This window comes from Streptomyces sp. GESEQ-35, from assembly GCF_017948485.1.
Classification (GTDB): domain Bacteria; phylum Actinomycetota; class Actinomycetes; order Streptomycetales; family Streptomycetaceae; genus Streptomyces.
This window is the reverse complement of the sequence record NZ_JAFFSX010000020.1, coordinates 155,045-169,294: the sequence shown is the minus strand read 5'-3', so window position 1 is coordinate 169,294 and position 14,250 is coordinate 155,045. Positions and strand designations below refer to the sequence as shown.

13 protein-coding genes are annotated in these 14,250 nt (G+C 69.7%); 12 read left to right on the top strand and 1 reads right to left on the bottom strand.

Going from position 1 to position 14,250, the window contains the following annotated elements; all coding sequences use genetic code 11:
• Window positions 1-46 precede the first annotated feature (46 nt).
• The 11 genes from KCH87_RS32210 to KCH87_RS49445 all read left to right on the top strand — a co-directional run bounded on the left by KCH87_RS32210 (window position 47) and on the right by KCH87_RS49445 (window position 11,952).
• Window positions 47-1,150: an ABC transporter substrate-binding protein gene (locus KCH87_RS32210; protein WP_210590448.1), complete on the top strand. Its 1,104-nt coding sequence runs from the start codon at window positions 47-49 to the stop codon at window positions 1,148-1,150.
• Entirely contained in the window at window positions 1,143-2,261 is a 1,119-nt protein-coding gene (locus KCH87_RS32205; RefSeq protein ID WP_210590445.1) for an ABC transporter ATP-binding protein, read from the top strand. The genes KCH87_RS32210 and KCH87_RS32205 overlap by 8 nt, the downstream gene beginning before the upstream one ends.
• A gap of 2 nt (window positions 2,262-2,263) precedes the next feature.
• The gene (locus tag KCH87_RS32200; protein ID WP_210590441.1) at window positions 2,264-3,184 is read left to right on the top strand and encodes an ABC transporter permease; all 921 of its coding nucleotides are present in this window, start codon (window positions 2,264-2,266) and stop codon (window positions 3,182-3,184) included.
• Entirely contained in the window at window positions 3,181-4,056 is an 876-nt protein-coding gene (locus tag KCH87_RS32195) for an ABC transporter permease (RefSeq protein ID WP_210590438.1), read from the top strand. The genes KCH87_RS32200 and KCH87_RS32195 overlap by 4 nt, the downstream gene beginning before the upstream one ends.
• Window positions 4,053-5,444, top strand: coding sequence for an aminotransferase class III-fold pyridoxal phosphate-dependent enzyme (locus KCH87_RS32190; RefSeq protein ID WP_210590435.1), 1,392 nt, complete (start codon window positions 4,053-4,055; stop codon window positions 5,442-5,444). Before KCH87_RS32195 ends, KCH87_RS32190 begins: the two co-directional genes overlap by 4 nt.
• A gap of 20 nt (window positions 5,445-5,464) precedes the next feature.
• Entirely contained in the window at window positions 5,465-6,418 is a 954-nt protein-coding gene (locus tag KCH87_RS32185; RefSeq protein WP_210590432.1) for a succinylglutamate desuccinylase/aspartoacylase family protein, read from the top strand.
• Entirely contained in the window at window positions 6,415-7,893 is a 1,479-nt protein-coding gene (locus tag KCH87_RS32180; RefSeq protein WP_308298969.1) for an aldehyde dehydrogenase family protein, read from the top strand. Before KCH87_RS32185 ends, KCH87_RS32180 begins: the two co-directional genes overlap by 4 nt.
• On the top strand, window positions 7,890-8,828 hold the full coding sequence (locus tag KCH87_RS32175; protein ID WP_210590429.1) for an aldo/keto reductase: 939 nt from the start codon (window positions 7,890-7,892) through the stop codon (window positions 8,826-8,828). The genes KCH87_RS32180 and KCH87_RS32175 overlap by 4 nt, the downstream gene beginning before the upstream one ends.
• A gap of 25 nt (window positions 8,829-8,853) precedes the next feature.
• Window positions 8,854-9,519 carry a haloacid dehalogenase type II gene (locus KCH87_RS32170; RefSeq protein ID WP_210590426.1) on the top strand — a complete coding sequence of 222 codons (666 nt, stop codon included), beginning with the start codon at window positions 8,854-8,856 and terminating at the stop codon, window positions 9,517-9,519.
• Between the two features lie 14 nt (window positions 9,520-9,533).
• A complete protein-coding gene (locus KCH87_RS32165; RefSeq protein WP_210590424.1) occupies window positions 9,534-10,817 on the top strand; it encodes an FAD-binding oxidoreductase in 1,284 nt (427 codons plus the stop codon).
• 475 nt (window positions 10,818-11,292) lie between these two features.
• Window positions 11,293-11,952, top strand: a complete 660-nt coding sequence (locus tag KCH87_RS49445) for a DUF2637 domain-containing protein (protein ID WP_308298968.1) — start codon at window positions 11,293-11,295, stop codon at window positions 11,950-11,952.
• A 431-nt stretch (window positions 11,953-12,383) separates the two neighbouring features.
• On the opposite strand, the gene KCH87_RS32155 is transcribed toward KCH87_RS49445, so the two are convergent.
• The gene (locus KCH87_RS32155) at window positions 12,384-12,917 is read right to left on the bottom strand and encodes a TerD family protein (protein WP_210590422.1); all 534 of its coding nucleotides are present in this window, start codon (window positions 12,915-12,917) and stop codon (window positions 12,384-12,386) included.
• A gap of 740 nt (window positions 12,918-13,657) precedes the next feature.
• Between KCH87_RS32155 and KCH87_RS32150 the strand changes: the two genes are divergently transcribed.
• On the top strand, window positions 13,658-13,945 hold the full coding sequence (locus KCH87_RS32150) for a hypothetical protein (protein WP_210590420.1): 288 nt from the start codon (window positions 13,658-13,660) through the stop codon (window positions 13,943-13,945).
• Window positions 13,946-14,250: the final 305 nt, after the last annotated feature.

Genomic DNA, 14,250 nt, shown 5'->3' with positions numbered 1-14,250 from the left:
CCCACAGTCCCTCGCTTCAAGAACCGCATCCCCAGGAGGCCCCCCGGTGAGAGATGTCCGGATAGACCGCAGAGTGTTCCTGCGTGGCGTCGGCGCAGTCGCGGCAGGCGTCGCCGCCACCTCGCTCACCGCGTGCGGCACCGGCACCAGCCGGAACGTCGGCAGCGGCGACGACAAGAACTCGAAGACGCTTGTCGTCCGCAACAGCGGCGGCACCTACGGCGACGCCAACCAGAAGGCCATCTACGACCCGTTCACCAAGGAGACCGGCATCCAGGTCGAGGTGGTGAACATCCAGTACGCGCAGATGCTCGCCCAGATCAAACAGGGTCGGCCGCAGTTCGACGTGATCGACGACTCGATGCCCGACTACCTGCGCTTCGACAAGGAGGGCGCGACCGAGGACCTGGACTTCGACCGGCTGAAGAACTACAAGAACGCCGGGATCGCCAAGTCCCTGATCCGCTCCAACGCCGTCGGCAAGAACTACTGGGCCAGCGTCATGGCGTACCGCACCGACGCGTTCGGGGGAAAGAAGCCCTCCTCGTGGGCGGACTTCTGGGACACCAAGGCGTTTGCGGGTGCCCGCGCCCTCCAGAGCGTGGACGCGGACCTGCCCGAGCTGGAGTTCGCCCTCCTCGCCGACGGTGTGGCGCTCGACCAGCTCTATCCGCTCGACGTGGACCGGGCCTTCCGGGTGCTCGACGAGATCAAGGGCTCGGTCAAGAAGTTCTGGGACACCGGCGCCCTGCCGGGAGTCCTGCTGGGCCGCGAGGAGGTGGTCGCCTCCAGTGTGTGGCACGGCCGCCTCGACGCTCTGATCAAGCAGGGCTCCCCGCTCGCCTACCAGTGGAACGGCGCCCGCAGGCAGAGCAACGCCTGGGGCATCCCCAAGGGCGCCGCGAACATCGATGCCGCCTACCAGCTCATCGACTTCTCGCTGCGGCCCGAAGTGCAGGCCGCCTTCGCCGAGATCTATCCGATGGCCCCGTCCGTGCCCGCCGCCTACAAGAAGCTCTCCAGCGCGTCGGCCTCGAACCTGGCGAGTTCACCCGAGCATCTGGAATCCGGCTTCGACCTGGACATCGAGTGGTGGCACGACAACCAGGATGCCGTCGCCAAGCGCTGGCAGGAGTGGACACATGCCTGATCTCGACGTGAAGCCCGAGCCGGCGGTGGTCTCACCGCCGGGCACCGGAAAACCCCTGTCCGTCAAGGGAGTTCGCAAGACGTACGGTCAGGTCACCGCGGTCGACGAGGTCTCCATGGAGATCGCGGCGGGCGAGTTCGTCACCTTCCTCGGGGCCTCCGGCTCCGGCAAGACGACCACCCTGATGATCATCGCCGGGTTCTGCGAGCCCGACTCCGGCAGCGTCGTCGTAGGCGGGCGTGACGTGACCCGACTGGCTCCGCAGAAGCGGGGACTGGGGTTCGTCTTCCAGCAGTACCTGCTCTTCCCGCACATGTCGGTCTGGGAGAACGTGGCCTTCCCGCTGCAACTGCGCGGGGTGCCGAAGGCGGAGCTGGGGCGCCGGGTCGGCGAGACCCTGGAGATGGCCGGTCTGTCGGGCATGGCACGCCGGCGTCCGCGCGAGCTGTCCGGCGGCCAGCAGCAGCGGGTCGCGCTGTGCCGGGCCCTGGTGTACCGGCCGCCGGTGATCCTCATGGACGAACCGCTCGGTGCCCTCGACAAGAAGCTGCGCGACCAGCTCCAGACCGAGATCAAGCGCATCCAGCGCGAACTGGGCCTGACCGTCATCTATGTGACGCATGATCAGGAAGAGGCGCTGGTCCTCTCCGACCGCATCGCGGTGATGAGGGACGGCCGCATCGACCAGTTCGACACCCCGCGAGAACTCTTCGAGCGCCCGCGCACCCCGTTCGTCGCCGACTTCCTCGGTGCGGCCAACTTCCTGCCGGGTCAGGTGACCGAGCAGACGGCGGACCACGTTCTCGTACGGCTCGACAGCGGAGGCCTGTTGAAGGCGCGCCCGCAACCCCTCCCGAAGAATGCCCGCGTCCGCGCCGCGGTCCAGCCCGGCAGGCTCGCGCTGTGTCCGCCCGGTGACGGGTTCTGTACGTCGACGGTGGAGACGGTCACCTACGTCGGCACGCTCGTGCGGGCCACCGTCCGCGGCGACGGCGAACCCGTCCGGCTGGAACTCCCGGCCGGCCGCGCCCCGGCCGTCGGCGAACGCGTGGGCCTGACCGCCGCCGCAGGTGACGTGACCGTCTTCCCGGAACCGGACGAGGGGGCGTGACCATGACCGCAACCGCCCTCGCGCCGAAACCAGCGCCCACCGCCCCACCCGGCCGCCGCCCGCGCCGCGTGCTGTCGGACCGCCGCACCCGCTTCGGGCTGCTCAACGCCACCCCCGTCGTCGTCTACCTGCTGATCCTCTTCGTCTACCCGATCTTCAGCACCCTCCTCCTCAGCCTCAAGGGCGAGACGGGCGGCTGGACACTCCACTGGTACGCCGATGCATTCCGCGGCGCCAACCTGGAGATCCTGCTCACGACCCTGCGCATCTCCGCCGAAACCTCACTGCTCAGTCTCGTCGTCGGCTTCCTGCTGGCCGCCGCGGTGTCCCGCCTCAAGCCCTTGTGGGCCGGCCTGGTGATGCTGGTGGTCGTCGTCCCGCACTTCGTCAGTGCCCTGGTGCGCACCTACGGCTGGATCATCCTGCTCGGCGAACACGGCGTGGTGAACAACGCCCTGACGAGCATTCACTTCCCGGGCGCGCCCTACCAGTTGCTGTACAACGAACTCGGCGTCGTCATCGGCACCACGGCGGTCATGCTGCCGTACACCGTGCTTCTGCTGTACGCCGTGATGCGCGGCATCGACCGGCGGCTGCTCGCCGCGGCGGCCAGCATGGGCGCGGGGCGGGTGACGATCTTCCGGCGGGTCTATCTGCCGCTGGTGGCACCCGGGTTGGTCAACGCGGGCGTCCTGTGCTTCATCCTCTGCCTCGGCTACTACCTCACCCCCGCACTCATGGGCGGCGAGAAGCAGACCATGGTCGCCTCGCTCATCGACGAGCAGGTGATGAAGCAGAACCAGTGGAACGGCGCCTCCGCCCTCGGCATCATCCTGCTGCTGCTCACCTTCGCCGGACTGCTGCTGTTGAGGCTGCTGAAGTCGGCGCGCGAGGCCTACCGGAATCGGGGTGCGGCCTCATGATCGAGCTCCGTTCCACCCTGGCCGGCCGGATCACCCTCACGGTTCTGTCCACGCTCATCCTGTTGTTCCTGGCCCTGCCGATCACCGTCATCGTCGTCACCTCCTTCGGCAAGGACGCCTTCGGCTCCTTCCCGCCGGACTCCTGGACGCTCGGCTGGTACCAGCAGCTGTTCGCGGACGGCAGCAAATGGCCGGCCGCGCTCTCCCTGAGCGCCCTGGTCGCCGCGCTGACCACGGTGTTCTCCCTGATCCTGGGCATGACCGCGGCGACGGCCCTGGTCCGCAGCGAACTCCCGCTGCGCTCGGCGGTCTACGGCCTGGTGCTGGCACCCCTGGTCATCCCCCAGATCGTCATCGCCCTGGGCCTGTTCCTCCTCTTCGAACCCGCCGCGATGCTCGGCAGCCCGATCGCCATCGCCCTCGGCCACACCGTGCTCGCCTCGCCGATCGCCGTGATGATCCTGATGGCCACATTGAAGGGCATCGACGAACGGCTGGAGGACGCCGCCGCCAGCATGGGCGCGGGCCGCCTCACCGTCGCCCGGCGCATCACCTTCCCGCTGGCCATGCCCGGAGTCGTCGCCGCAGCGGTCTTCTCCTTCATCACCAGCTTCGACGAGTTCTTCGTCTCGCAGTTCCTGTCCTCCGTGGGCACCGTGACCCTGCCGGTCGAGATGTTCAACGTCCTCCAGTACGACGTCGATCCGTCGGTGACCGCCGTCAGCGCACTGATCATCGCCGTGGCCGTGGTGGCCCTCGCACTGGTCAGCGTGGTGCGCATGCTCGGCGGCTCCGGCAGACAGGACGGCCTGCTGCCGACCGAGCCCGCAGTCGGCCTCGCCACCGGAAGCGCCGGAGGCGAAACCCCATGACCACCAGCACCCGCACCCCGGCAGCCGGAGTCGCCGCCACCGCGACCAGGCATCTGCTCCTGAACATGACCCCCAACGGCTCGCTCGGCCCCGGCGGCGAGGACCTGTTCGTCGTGGAGCGCGGCGACGGGCCGTACCTCGAAGACACCGACGGCAGACGCTACATAGACGGACTGTCCGGCCTGTACTGCTGCCAACTCGGCTACTCCTACGCCGCCGAGTTCGCCGAGGCGGCCGAACGGCAGCTGCGCGACCTGTGCTTCAGCCCGCTGTGGTCCGCCTCCGCGCACCCGGCAGCCATCGAACTCGCCGAGCGGCTGTCCCGGATCGCCCCCGTCGACATCGAGCACACCTTCTTCTCCGGCGGCGGCGCCGAAGCCGTGGAGGCGGCCTGGAAGATCGCCCGCAGATACCACTGGCTGCGCGGCGAACCGGGCCGCACCAAGGCGATCGCCCGGCGCGGCGCCTACCACGGGCTGACCATCGGCACCCTGTCGTTCACCGACGACCCCGGTCTGAAGGAGCCGTACGGGCCCCCGGCGATCGACACCCGGTTCGTGTCCGACACCAACCGCTTCGGCCTCGCCCCCGAGTACGCCGACGACGAGGTGTTCACGGCCCGCCTGCTCGCCGAGCTGGAGGCCGCGATCCTGGCCGAGGGCCCGGAGACGGTCGCCATGCTGATCGCCGAACCGGTGCAGAACCGCGGCGGGTGCATCACCCCGCCGGAGGGGTACTGGCCGGGGCTGCGCGCGCTGGCCGACCGGTACGGCTTCCTGCTGGTCGCCGACGAGGTGATCACCGCGTTCGGTCGGCTGGGGGAGTGGTTCGGCGGCGACCGCTACGGTGCCCGCCCCGACATCGTCACCGTGGCCAAGGGCATCACCGCCGGATACGCCCCCATGGGCGCGACGCTGGTCAGCGGCCCCGTCGTCGACGTCATCAACCGGCCAGGCGCGGTCCTCAACCACGGCTACACCTTCGCCGGGCACCCGCTGAGCGCGGCCATCGCCCTGCGCAGCCTGGAGATCATGGAGCGGGACCGGGTCCTGGACAACGTCCGCACCCTCCAGGGCCACCTTGCGACACGCATGGCGGCGCTCGCGGACCTGCCGGTCGTCGGTGACGTCCGTGGCGCGGGCTTCTTCTACGCCTGCGAACTCGTCGGTGACCAGGAGAACGGCGGCTTCAGCGACACCGCCCGCGCCGCCCTCGTCGCCGACCTGATCCCGCGTCGACTGCGCGAGGCCGGCCTGCTCGCCCGCGTCTACAACCGTGCGGCCCCGCTGGTCCAGATCGCGCCCCCGCTGATCAGCGACCGCGCACTCCTCGACCGTATCGCCGACATCATCGCGGACACCCTCGCCGAGGCGTCCGCCCGCCTGTGATCCACGAAGGGAACCCCCGCATGTACTCCATCGGTCCGCTGACCGTCGCCCCCGGCGAGCGCGCCCAGGGCCTCATCCCGGTCGGTACCAGCACGTACGGCGTGCAGCTCGGCATACCGCTGATCGTCGTCAACGGCGTCGAGCCCGGCCCGGTGCTCTGCGTCGACGCGGGCGTCCACGGCGACGAGTACGACGGCCAGGAGGCCGTCCGCCGCGTCCTGGCCGAGACCGACCCGGCCACGCTGCGCGGCACCCTGGTCGGCATCCCCTGCATGAACACCCCCGCCTTCGAGGCCGCCGCCCGCTCCAGCGGCCTCGACCACCTGAACCTCAACCGCATCTTCCCGGGCGACGCGGACGGCTCGTACTCCCTGCGCCTGGCCGCCACCTTCGTCGAGCAGGTCGTCCCCGCCATCGACGCCCTCGTGGACCTGCACACCGGAGGCACCTTCGGCGAGATCGCCCCGCTGGTCATCGTGCAGGGCGGTTACGAGGACCTGGCCACCGGCATCGGCCTGGCGGCCGGGCACCAGCTGGTCTGGAAGGGCGGCAAGTGGGGCGGCACGGTACGCCATCCCACCCTCGCGGCGGGCAAGCCCGCGATCACCATCGAGGCGGGCGGCGGCACCTACCGGGAAGCCACGGTCGAGCTGCACCTCGGCTCGGTGCGCAACATCATGCGCCAACTCGGCATGACGGACGGCGAGCCGGAGCTGCGCGACACGTACACGGCGGTCACCGGCACCTTCGCGCGCTCCGGCGCCGGAGGCTTCTTCGTCGGGCACGCCGAACCGGGGGAGAACTGCAAGGAGGGCGACCTGATCGGCCACATCACCGACCACTACGGCAACACGCTGGAAGAGGTCCGGGCTCCGCAGGACGGCATCGTGCTGTGGGTGCGCAGGATCCGTACCGTCCACCCCGGCGACGAGGTCGTCATCTTCGGCGAGGCACAGGGGGAGATCCAGCCGTGACCGACTTCCTGACGGAGCTGCCGACCGGGATGCCGACCGAGCTGTTGATCGACGGCAAGCGGATTCCCGCCGTCGACGGCCGCACCTTCACCGTCCTCGACCCGTCGAACGGGACGGCGATCACCGAGCTGGCCCTGGCCGGCGCGGCAGATGTGGACCGGGCGGTGGCCGCGGCCCGCGCGGCCTTCACGGCTCCCGACTGGGCACGGATGCGCAGTGCGGACCGGGGTCGGCTGCTGAACCGCATCGCCCAGGCGATCCGCGCCGACGGCGAACGCCTGGCCCGGCTGGAGAGCCGGGACGTCGGCAAGCCGCTGAGTCAGGCGAGGGCCGACGTGGAGGCCGCCGCCCGCTACTTCGAGTTCTACGCGGGCGTCACCGACAAGCTCGGCGGCAGCACGATCCCGCTGGGCCCGGGGCTGATCGACTACACCGTCCGGGAGCCGATCGGCGTCTCCGGCCAGATCATCCCGTTCAACTACCCGCTCCAGAACACCGCACGTGGCTCCGCCCCGGCACTGGCGGCGGGCTGCACGGTCGTACTCAAGCCCTCCCCGGAAGCGCCGCTCACCCCGCTGGAGATCGGCCGCATCGCCCTGGAGTGCGGACTGCCGCCCGGCGTGCTCAACGTCGTCCCCGGCGACGGCGAGACCGGAGCCGCCCTCGCCGGGCACCCGGGCATCGACCAGGTCACCTTCACCGGCTCGGTCCCGACGGGCATCAAGGTCGCCCAGGCCGCCGCGGCCAACGTGGTCCCCGCGGTCGTGGAGCTGGGCGGCAAGTCACCGGTCGTGGTCTTCGCCGACGCCGACTTCGACCTGGCCCTGGGCGCCGTCGCCGGATCCGCCTTCGGCAACGCCGGTCAGACCTGCTCGGCCGGCACCCGGATCCTGCTGCAGCGCGGCGCCGAGGAATTCCTCGAGAGGCTGGTGGCGCACGCCGCCTCGCTGAGGCTGGGCCCCGGCCTCGACGACCCCGACCTCGGCCCGCTGGTCGCCGCCCGCCAACGCGACCGCGTCCAGGGCTACTTGGACCTGGCCCGGCAGGAGGGCGCCGAGGTGCGCGTGGGGGGCGGCGCCCCCGCCGACCCCGAACTCGCCGACGGCTACTACATCGAGCCGACCGTCCTCACCGGCCTGACGAACCAGGCCCGTTGCGCCCGCGAGGAAATCTTCGGCCCGGTCGTCACCGTCATCGGCTTCGACGACGCCGAGGAAGCCCTCGCGATCGCCAACGACACCCCGTACGGCTTGGCCTCCTACGTCTGGACCCGCGACATCGACAAGGCCCTGCGCATGGCCGAGGGCATCCGCGCGGGCCAGGTCTACGTCAACGCCACCGGCGTCGGCACCGGTATCGAACTCCCCTTCGGCGGCTACAAGCACAGCGGCTGGGGCCGGGAGAAGGGACTGGAGGCGCTGGCGAGCTACACACAGACCAAGAACGTCTGCATCGGGTTCGGGGACAGGCCATGAGGTACCGCACGCTCGGCGAGCGCGGGCCGACCGTCTCGGTGGTCGGCCTCGGCGGCAACAACATCGGCTCCCGCCTCGACGAGGACGGCACGAGAGCCGTCGTCCACGCCGCGCTGGACGCCGGGATCACCCTCTTCGACACGGCTGACATGTACGGCGGGTTCGGCGACCGGGGCGGCGAACGCGGCGACGGCGAACGGCTGTTGGGCGCCGCGCTGAAGGGCCGCCGTGACCAGGTCGTCCTGGCCACCAAGTTCGGCATGGAGATGGGACCGGACGCGACCCGGTACGGCCGGCGCGGCGCACGCCCCTACATCCGGTACGCGGTCGAAGCCTCGCTGCGCCGGCTCGGCACCGACCGCATCGACCTGTACCAGTACCACGAGCCGGACGGCGTCACCCCGCTGGACGAGACCGTCGCCGCCCTGCGCGAGCTGGTCGACGAGGGCAAGATCCGGCACCTCGGCTGCTCCAACCTCCCGGCCGGCCGGCTCACCGACTCCTTCGTGTCCACCCAGGCCCGCTACCACCTGCTCGATCGCGGCGTGGAGCAGGACCTGATCCCCGCCTGTCTGCGCCATGGCGTCGACCTGCTGCCGTACTACCCGCTGGCCAACGGCCTGCTCAGCGGCAAGTACCGGCGCGGCGAAGCGCCTCCGTCCGGCAGCCGGCTGTCGTGGCGGCAGGGCTGGCTCACTGACGCCGCCCTCGACCGGGTCGAGGCGCTGACCGCGTACGGCGCGGAACGCGGCCTGGGCCTGCTCCAGGTGGCCGTCGGCGGACTCGCGGCTCTGCCCGCCGTGGGTTCCGTGATCTGCGGCGCCATGACCCCCGACCAAGTCACCGCGAACGCTGCGGCGGCCGACTGGATCCCCGACGCCACCGACCTGACCGCCCTCGACGCCGTCGTCGCCCCCGGCGAGAAGATCGTCTGAACCCCCTGAAACGAGGCTGATCCCCATGCGAGAGATCGTCACCTTCGACGCCTACGGCACTCTGGTCGACTTCCAGCTCACCCCCACCACCCTGAAGGTCCTCGCCGACAGGCTGGACCTGGACGGCCTGGACGTCGACGAGTTCCTCGACGACTTCCGCGTCATGCGCTTCCAGGCGGTCCTGGAGTCCTACCGCCCTTATCACGAGGTCCTCCACTCCAGCCTCAGGACGGCGATGCGTCTGCACGGCCTGGAGTACCGCGAGTCGGACGGCGACGCCCTGGTCGAGGCCGTCCCCGCCTTCGGCCCCTTCCCCGAAGTCCCGGACGCGCTGCGGGCGTTGAAGTCCCGCTACGAGATTGCGATCATCTCGAACACCGAGGACCGGTTCATCGCGCAGAACATCGCCAACATCGGCGTCGAGTTCGACCATGTCATCACCGCCGAGCAGGCGGGTGCGTACAAGCCGGACCGGCAGACCTTCGAGCACGCGTACAAGACCATCGGCGTCGATCCGTCCCAGGTCATCCACACCGCCCAGGGCTGGGAGTACGACATCATCCCGACCCGTGACCTCGGGCTGAAGCGCCGGGTGTGGATCAACCGCTACGGCCGCCCCGGCAGCGCCGACCACCAGCCGTACGACGAACTGCCCGACCTGTCGGGCCTGCCGGCACTGCTCGGTTGCTGAACAGGAGCCCCGTCATGAAGCAGATCCCGTACTGGCTGGACACCGCCCCGCCCCTGCCCGACCGCTCCGGCCGTGACCTGCCCGAGGAAGCGGACGTCGTGGTCGTCGGCGGCGGCATCACCGGCCTGTCCACCGCCTACCACACCGCCCGCAAGGGCGCCCGCGTCGTCCTCGTCGAGAAGGACAAGGTCGGCTCGGGTGCCTCGGGACGCAACGGCAGCATGTGCACCCAGGGCATCACCATCCCGGTCGGCGAGGCCCGCAAGCGCTACGGACAGGAACGCGCACGGGAGTTGTACGACGCCTTCCGCGAAGCGGTCGACGTCGTCGAGGAGTTGACGCACAAGGAGCAGATCGACTGCGACTTCAACCGCTCCGGTCGCCTCGGAGTCGCCTACAAGCCGCAGCACTTCGAGGCCATGCGGGCCAAGCAGCGCGAGCTGGCCGAGCACTTCGACCACGAGACCACCCTGCTCTCCCGCGACGAGCTGAGGTCGGAGCTGGGCTCGGACCACTACCACGGCGCCCTGCTCGATCCGCTCAGCGCCGGGCTGCACGTCGGCAAGTATGTCCACGGCCTCGCCGAGGCCGCCGAGCGCGCGGGCGCACGCATCCACGAACGCAACGCGGCCACCGGCCTGACCCGGCTTCCGGATGGAGGCTTCCTGGTCGAAACCCTGCACGGCACCATCCGCGCCAAGCAGGTCATGGCCGCCACCGACGCCTACACCGACAAGGCGTTGCCGTGGTTCCGCAAGCGGCTGATCAACGTCGGCAGCTTCATCGTCGTGACCGAACCGCTGGGGGAGGAGCGGGCACGGCAGCTGATCCCCAACGCCCGTCTGGTGGTCGACTCCAAGAACATCGGCCACTACATCCGCCTCACTCCCGACCACCGTCTGGCCTTCGGCGGCCGGGCCCGCTTCGCTCCCTCCAACCCGGCATCCGACCTCAAGAGCGGGGACATCCTGACGCGGGAGATGACGCAGATCTTCCCTCAGCTGGACGGCGTCCGGATCGACTACGTCTGGGGCGGCACGGTCGGCTTCTCCTGGGACCGCCTCCCGCACGCGGGCGATGTCAACGGCCTGTACTACTCCATGGGTTACTGCGGCCACGGCGTCCAGATGGCCACCTACATGGGCCGGGCCGTCGCCGAGATGATGGACGGCAAGCCGGAGGCCAACCCCCTGCGCGGCCTCGGCTTCCCCAAGGTCCCCGTCCCCTTCTACAACGGCACCGCCTGGTTCCTGCCCTTCGGCGGCGCGTATTACAAGGCCAAGGACCGGCTGCGCTGAGCCGACGGTGCGGTGCTACGGCGGGGGCTTGCCGCGGAGCGATTGCGGGAGGCACCGCCGTGCGGCCAAAGCGGAGATGAACTCCGCCCATGGACGGCGTGCTCGTCCCGCGGGAGAGCCGGAGGCCGCGGGCACGAGCAAGTCGGCGACAGACACGACGGCACGTGTCTCGCGGTCCGGATCGCTGGCTCCCGGCGAACCTCGCCGCTGTGATCCTTGGCAGTGTTCCGGGCTGCGACCAGGACAGTTGGTATGCCGAATTCGCCGTGCTTGAAAGGGACTTGATGCACGTCGGGCAGGCCGGGGCCAACCTGATGAGCTCACGTGACCTGGTGAAACACAGAGTGTGGCGAAGCGTCCCCGGCGGGGCACCGACAGCATCTGTACGGCCCCGGATGGGCCGTGAGCTGATTGTTTCCGGGACGGTGGCGGTGCCGCAACAGCTGAAGCGCCGTCGTCGTGGGGGTGGTTCCCGGTGAGCGCCTTGGGCGCGGCGGAGCGCGAAGAGGCTCCGAGTGTTCGTGATGCCTCACTAGACACCGGGGGTACCGGTGTCGGGTTTGAGGTGTGGGTGCGGCGGGGCTGCGCGTTGGTGGTGGCGTCGGTGGCTGGATACGCCTCGTACGTTCATCAGCGGGCGTTTGCCTTGCAGGGCGGGGCGGATGCGGTGAGCGCGACGCTGTGGCCCCTCTCGGTTGACGGGTTGTTGCTGTTGGCGACGGTCGGACTGCTGACCCCGAATCGGGGTGGGGGCCGCCGGGCGCGGGCCGTGGTGTGGCTGGCGTTCCTGCTCGGTATCGCGGTGTCGTTGGCGGCGAATGTGGCGGCGGCGCCTGCGCTGGCGTGGAAGCCGATGTTGGTGGTGGGTTGGCCGCCGGTCGCTCTGCTGTTGTCGGTGGAACTGCTCGCGCACCGTTCCGGCCGTCGAGACAATGCAGAGCACGTCCGGCGAGAGACAGGAGCAGAGGGCCGAGACGAGACAAGTTCGGGGCGGCAAGGGGCGGATGAGAGCGGTCGAGAGTCGGTAGGAGATGGAGAGTCGGCGAGGCACGCTCTGCCGCCGCAGGGCGATCCGTCTCGGTCTGCGGGAGTGACGGTGGAGGAGGTGATGGGGAGCACTTCCAGCGGCAGCTGACCGCGGGGCGTGTGCCCAGTGGCGCGGAGCTGGACCGTGTGGCCGGCACGAACAACTACGGCCGGGCCGTACTGGCCCGCTGGCGTCGCGTTGGACGGATCCCGGGCACGGTGGGCCGAAGACACGTGAACGGAAACCGCGGTCACTCATGAGCACGATCAGAGCTCCTGCGTGGGGGTGTGCGGCGGGGGCGGAACAGCGGTGCTCCGGCAGCGTGATGTGGCAGGAGACGTGGCCGATGTCGTGCAGGTATGAGTTCTGGCCGTGGCGGGCGGGGTACGCGGATGCGTCAGAGGACCTCGGTCATTTGCAGATCACCGCCCCACTCACGCGGTGACCAGGAGGCGGAGGTGCCACGGTCAGTCGGGGTGGTGCTCCGTGGCCAGGACGATGCCGACGTGAACGGCCGTACGTTTCTGCGCTGCTGGCGGTCAGCGCTGCGGGGCGTTGCCCATCTCCGCGGTGAAGACCACGGGATCGCTGTCGAACCCTCGAACCATCTGGTGAAACTCCCAGGCTGCGGAGGTATCACGGGTGAACTCCGCGACGGTGGCGGCGGTGGATCCGGCAAACTGTGCGAAGTCGTCCTTGAGCAGTTCCCTGTACCCCTCGACCACCAGCACTCCGGCGTTCGATATGTCGCCGAAGGTTTTGGGTCCGTTGTTCTGGTGGATCGCCACGCCCACGACTACTCGTGCGAAGGAGGGCGCGAGGCGATCGAGCTCCAGCGTCATCACTTCGACATAGCCGAAGCCCTGGCCGGTCTGGCTGTGCCGGCTCATGTTGATGGTGCCGTCCGGTGAGCGGCTGTCGAAGTGGACGACGTACACCGGCCGCCCGTAGGGGGCGTCCGCCGAGTAGGTGGCGGCGATGATGTCGAGGTGATGGGGTGGCTGATTCCAGGGACTTGGGTCCCACTTGAGCCGCACCTCGGCCTTCCCCAGTCCCTGGCTGTTGCTGCTCACCGGATTGCTGCCCCTCCACTACCAAGCCACCACGAGATCGTCCCCCGCACGGTCCAGTATGGCTCTCGTCCTCCGGTTGAAGCCTTGTGCGCCGGCTCCTCCGGCAGTCGGTGCGTTCGCGCGTGTGCCCGGCATTCTGCTGCCGTGGTCTGTGTCGGCCACACAGTGCTTGTTGACGACGTGCCAAGCTCCTGGTTCGAGGGCGTCGTCACTCTGCCCGTCACCAGGCGTCCGATGATCTCCGCGTTCGTCAGGGCGAGCCGGGTCCGCAGCAGTGTGTTGGCGTGCTGCGGCTTCGGGCGGAGCTTGGTGAAAATCCTCCGCAGGTCCGCGAAGTCGTGTGCGCTCGCTGCGCCTTCGCGGCTGACCGGCAGGTCCGTCACCTTCTAAGAACGGGTGAGGGCTTGTTCCGCGATGCCCTGCACCTTGTGATGATCACGGTGTCGTGCGGGTCGTCTTCCGACCCGGCTGGTGCTCCTGCGCCACGCGACGGCGCGGACGGTGTGGGCTGGGTCGCGGCGCTGCCGGCCATCGCGCTGGCCCGACCACGCGCTGACGACCGCGCGGCCGGCGCTGTTGCGCCGATGGGCGGGACGACTGTGTTGGCCGGCGCTCGCGCGGCTGGGCCTGATCGCTTGGCAGATCCCGATCACCGAACCGGGCGGGTGGAACCCTGTGTGGTAAACGGTCGGATCTCTGGCTGCCGCCTTCTGTCGGCCGTGGTGGTCGCCGCGATGGACATGTGCCCACAGTCATGGCCCTCCCGTCTGCTGTCCGTCCCCGCGCTGGCGTGGGTCGGACGCAACCTCAGCTACGGGATGTCCCTGTGGCACCACCCCGTCGTCCGGCTGCTCTCCGACCTCGGCGTGGACGGCGACTGGCTGCTCCCCGCCGGCGTCACGGCGGCGGTCGCGGCGGCCCTCGTCTCGTACGTCCTCGTCGAACGGCCGCTGCTGCGACGCGATCGGTTCCGCCGGCTCCGTGTGCGACGGCCGGTTGTCGCTGCGGCGCGTTCACCAGTCGCGTGACCGGTGCCTTCGCTCGCATGTCCGTGGGCGAGCGGATCGGCACCGGTCGGGTGTGCGGTTGGGTGGCGTTGGTGACTCGGTCGGCCGAGCGTCCGGACGGGGCCCGGTCCCGCGAATCCTTACGAGAGCCTTACGCGACACCGCGTGCTCTCTCATCGAGCTTGTCCCATCCGTACCCCTGGTGACGAAGTCGCAGCAGGTCGGCGGCGCTTGAGGATTCCGAGGAGGCTAAGTGATCACGTACGGCACTCGGCCAGTGTCCTTGAGTCCCGTCGAGGCTCTCTCCTGTCGGGCTCGCCCGGGCC

Bases quoted from the DNA above. Each gene is read 5' to 3' on its own strand.
- KCH87_RS32205 (WP_210590445.1), top strand. From the start codon at position 1,143: ATGCCTGATCTCGACGTGAAGCCCGAGCCGGCGGTGGTCTCACCGCCG.
- KCH87_RS32200 (WP_210590441.1), top strand. From the start codon at position 2,264: ATGACCGCAACCGCCCTCGCGCCGAAACCAGCGCCCACCGCCCCACCC.
- KCH87_RS32195 (WP_210590438.1), top strand. From the start codon at position 3,181: ATGATCGAGCTCCGTTCCACCCTGGCCGGCCGGATCACCCTCACGGTT.
- KCH87_RS32190 (WP_210590435.1), top strand. From the start codon at position 4,053: ATGACCACCAGCACCCGCACCCCGGCAGCCGGAGTCGCCGCCACCGCG.
- KCH87_RS32185 (WP_210590432.1), top strand. From the start codon at position 5,465: ATGTACTCCATCGGTCCGCTGACCGTCGCCCCCGGCGAGCGCGCCCAG.
- KCH87_RS32175 (WP_210590429.1), top strand. From the start codon at position 7,890: ATGAGGTACCGCACGCTCGGCGAGCGCGGGCCGACCGTCTCGGTGGTC.
- KCH87_RS32170 (WP_210590426.1), top strand. From the start codon at position 8,854: ATGCGAGAGATCGTCACCTTCGACGCCTACGGCACTCTGGTCGACTTC.
- KCH87_RS32165 (WP_210590424.1), top strand. From the start codon at position 9,534: ATGAAGCAGATCCCGTACTGGCTGGACACCGCCCCGCCCCTGCCCGAC.
- KCH87_RS32150 (WP_210590420.1), top strand. From the start codon at position 13,658: ATGTGCCCACAGTCATGGCCCTCCCGTCTGCTGTCCGTCCCCGCGCTG.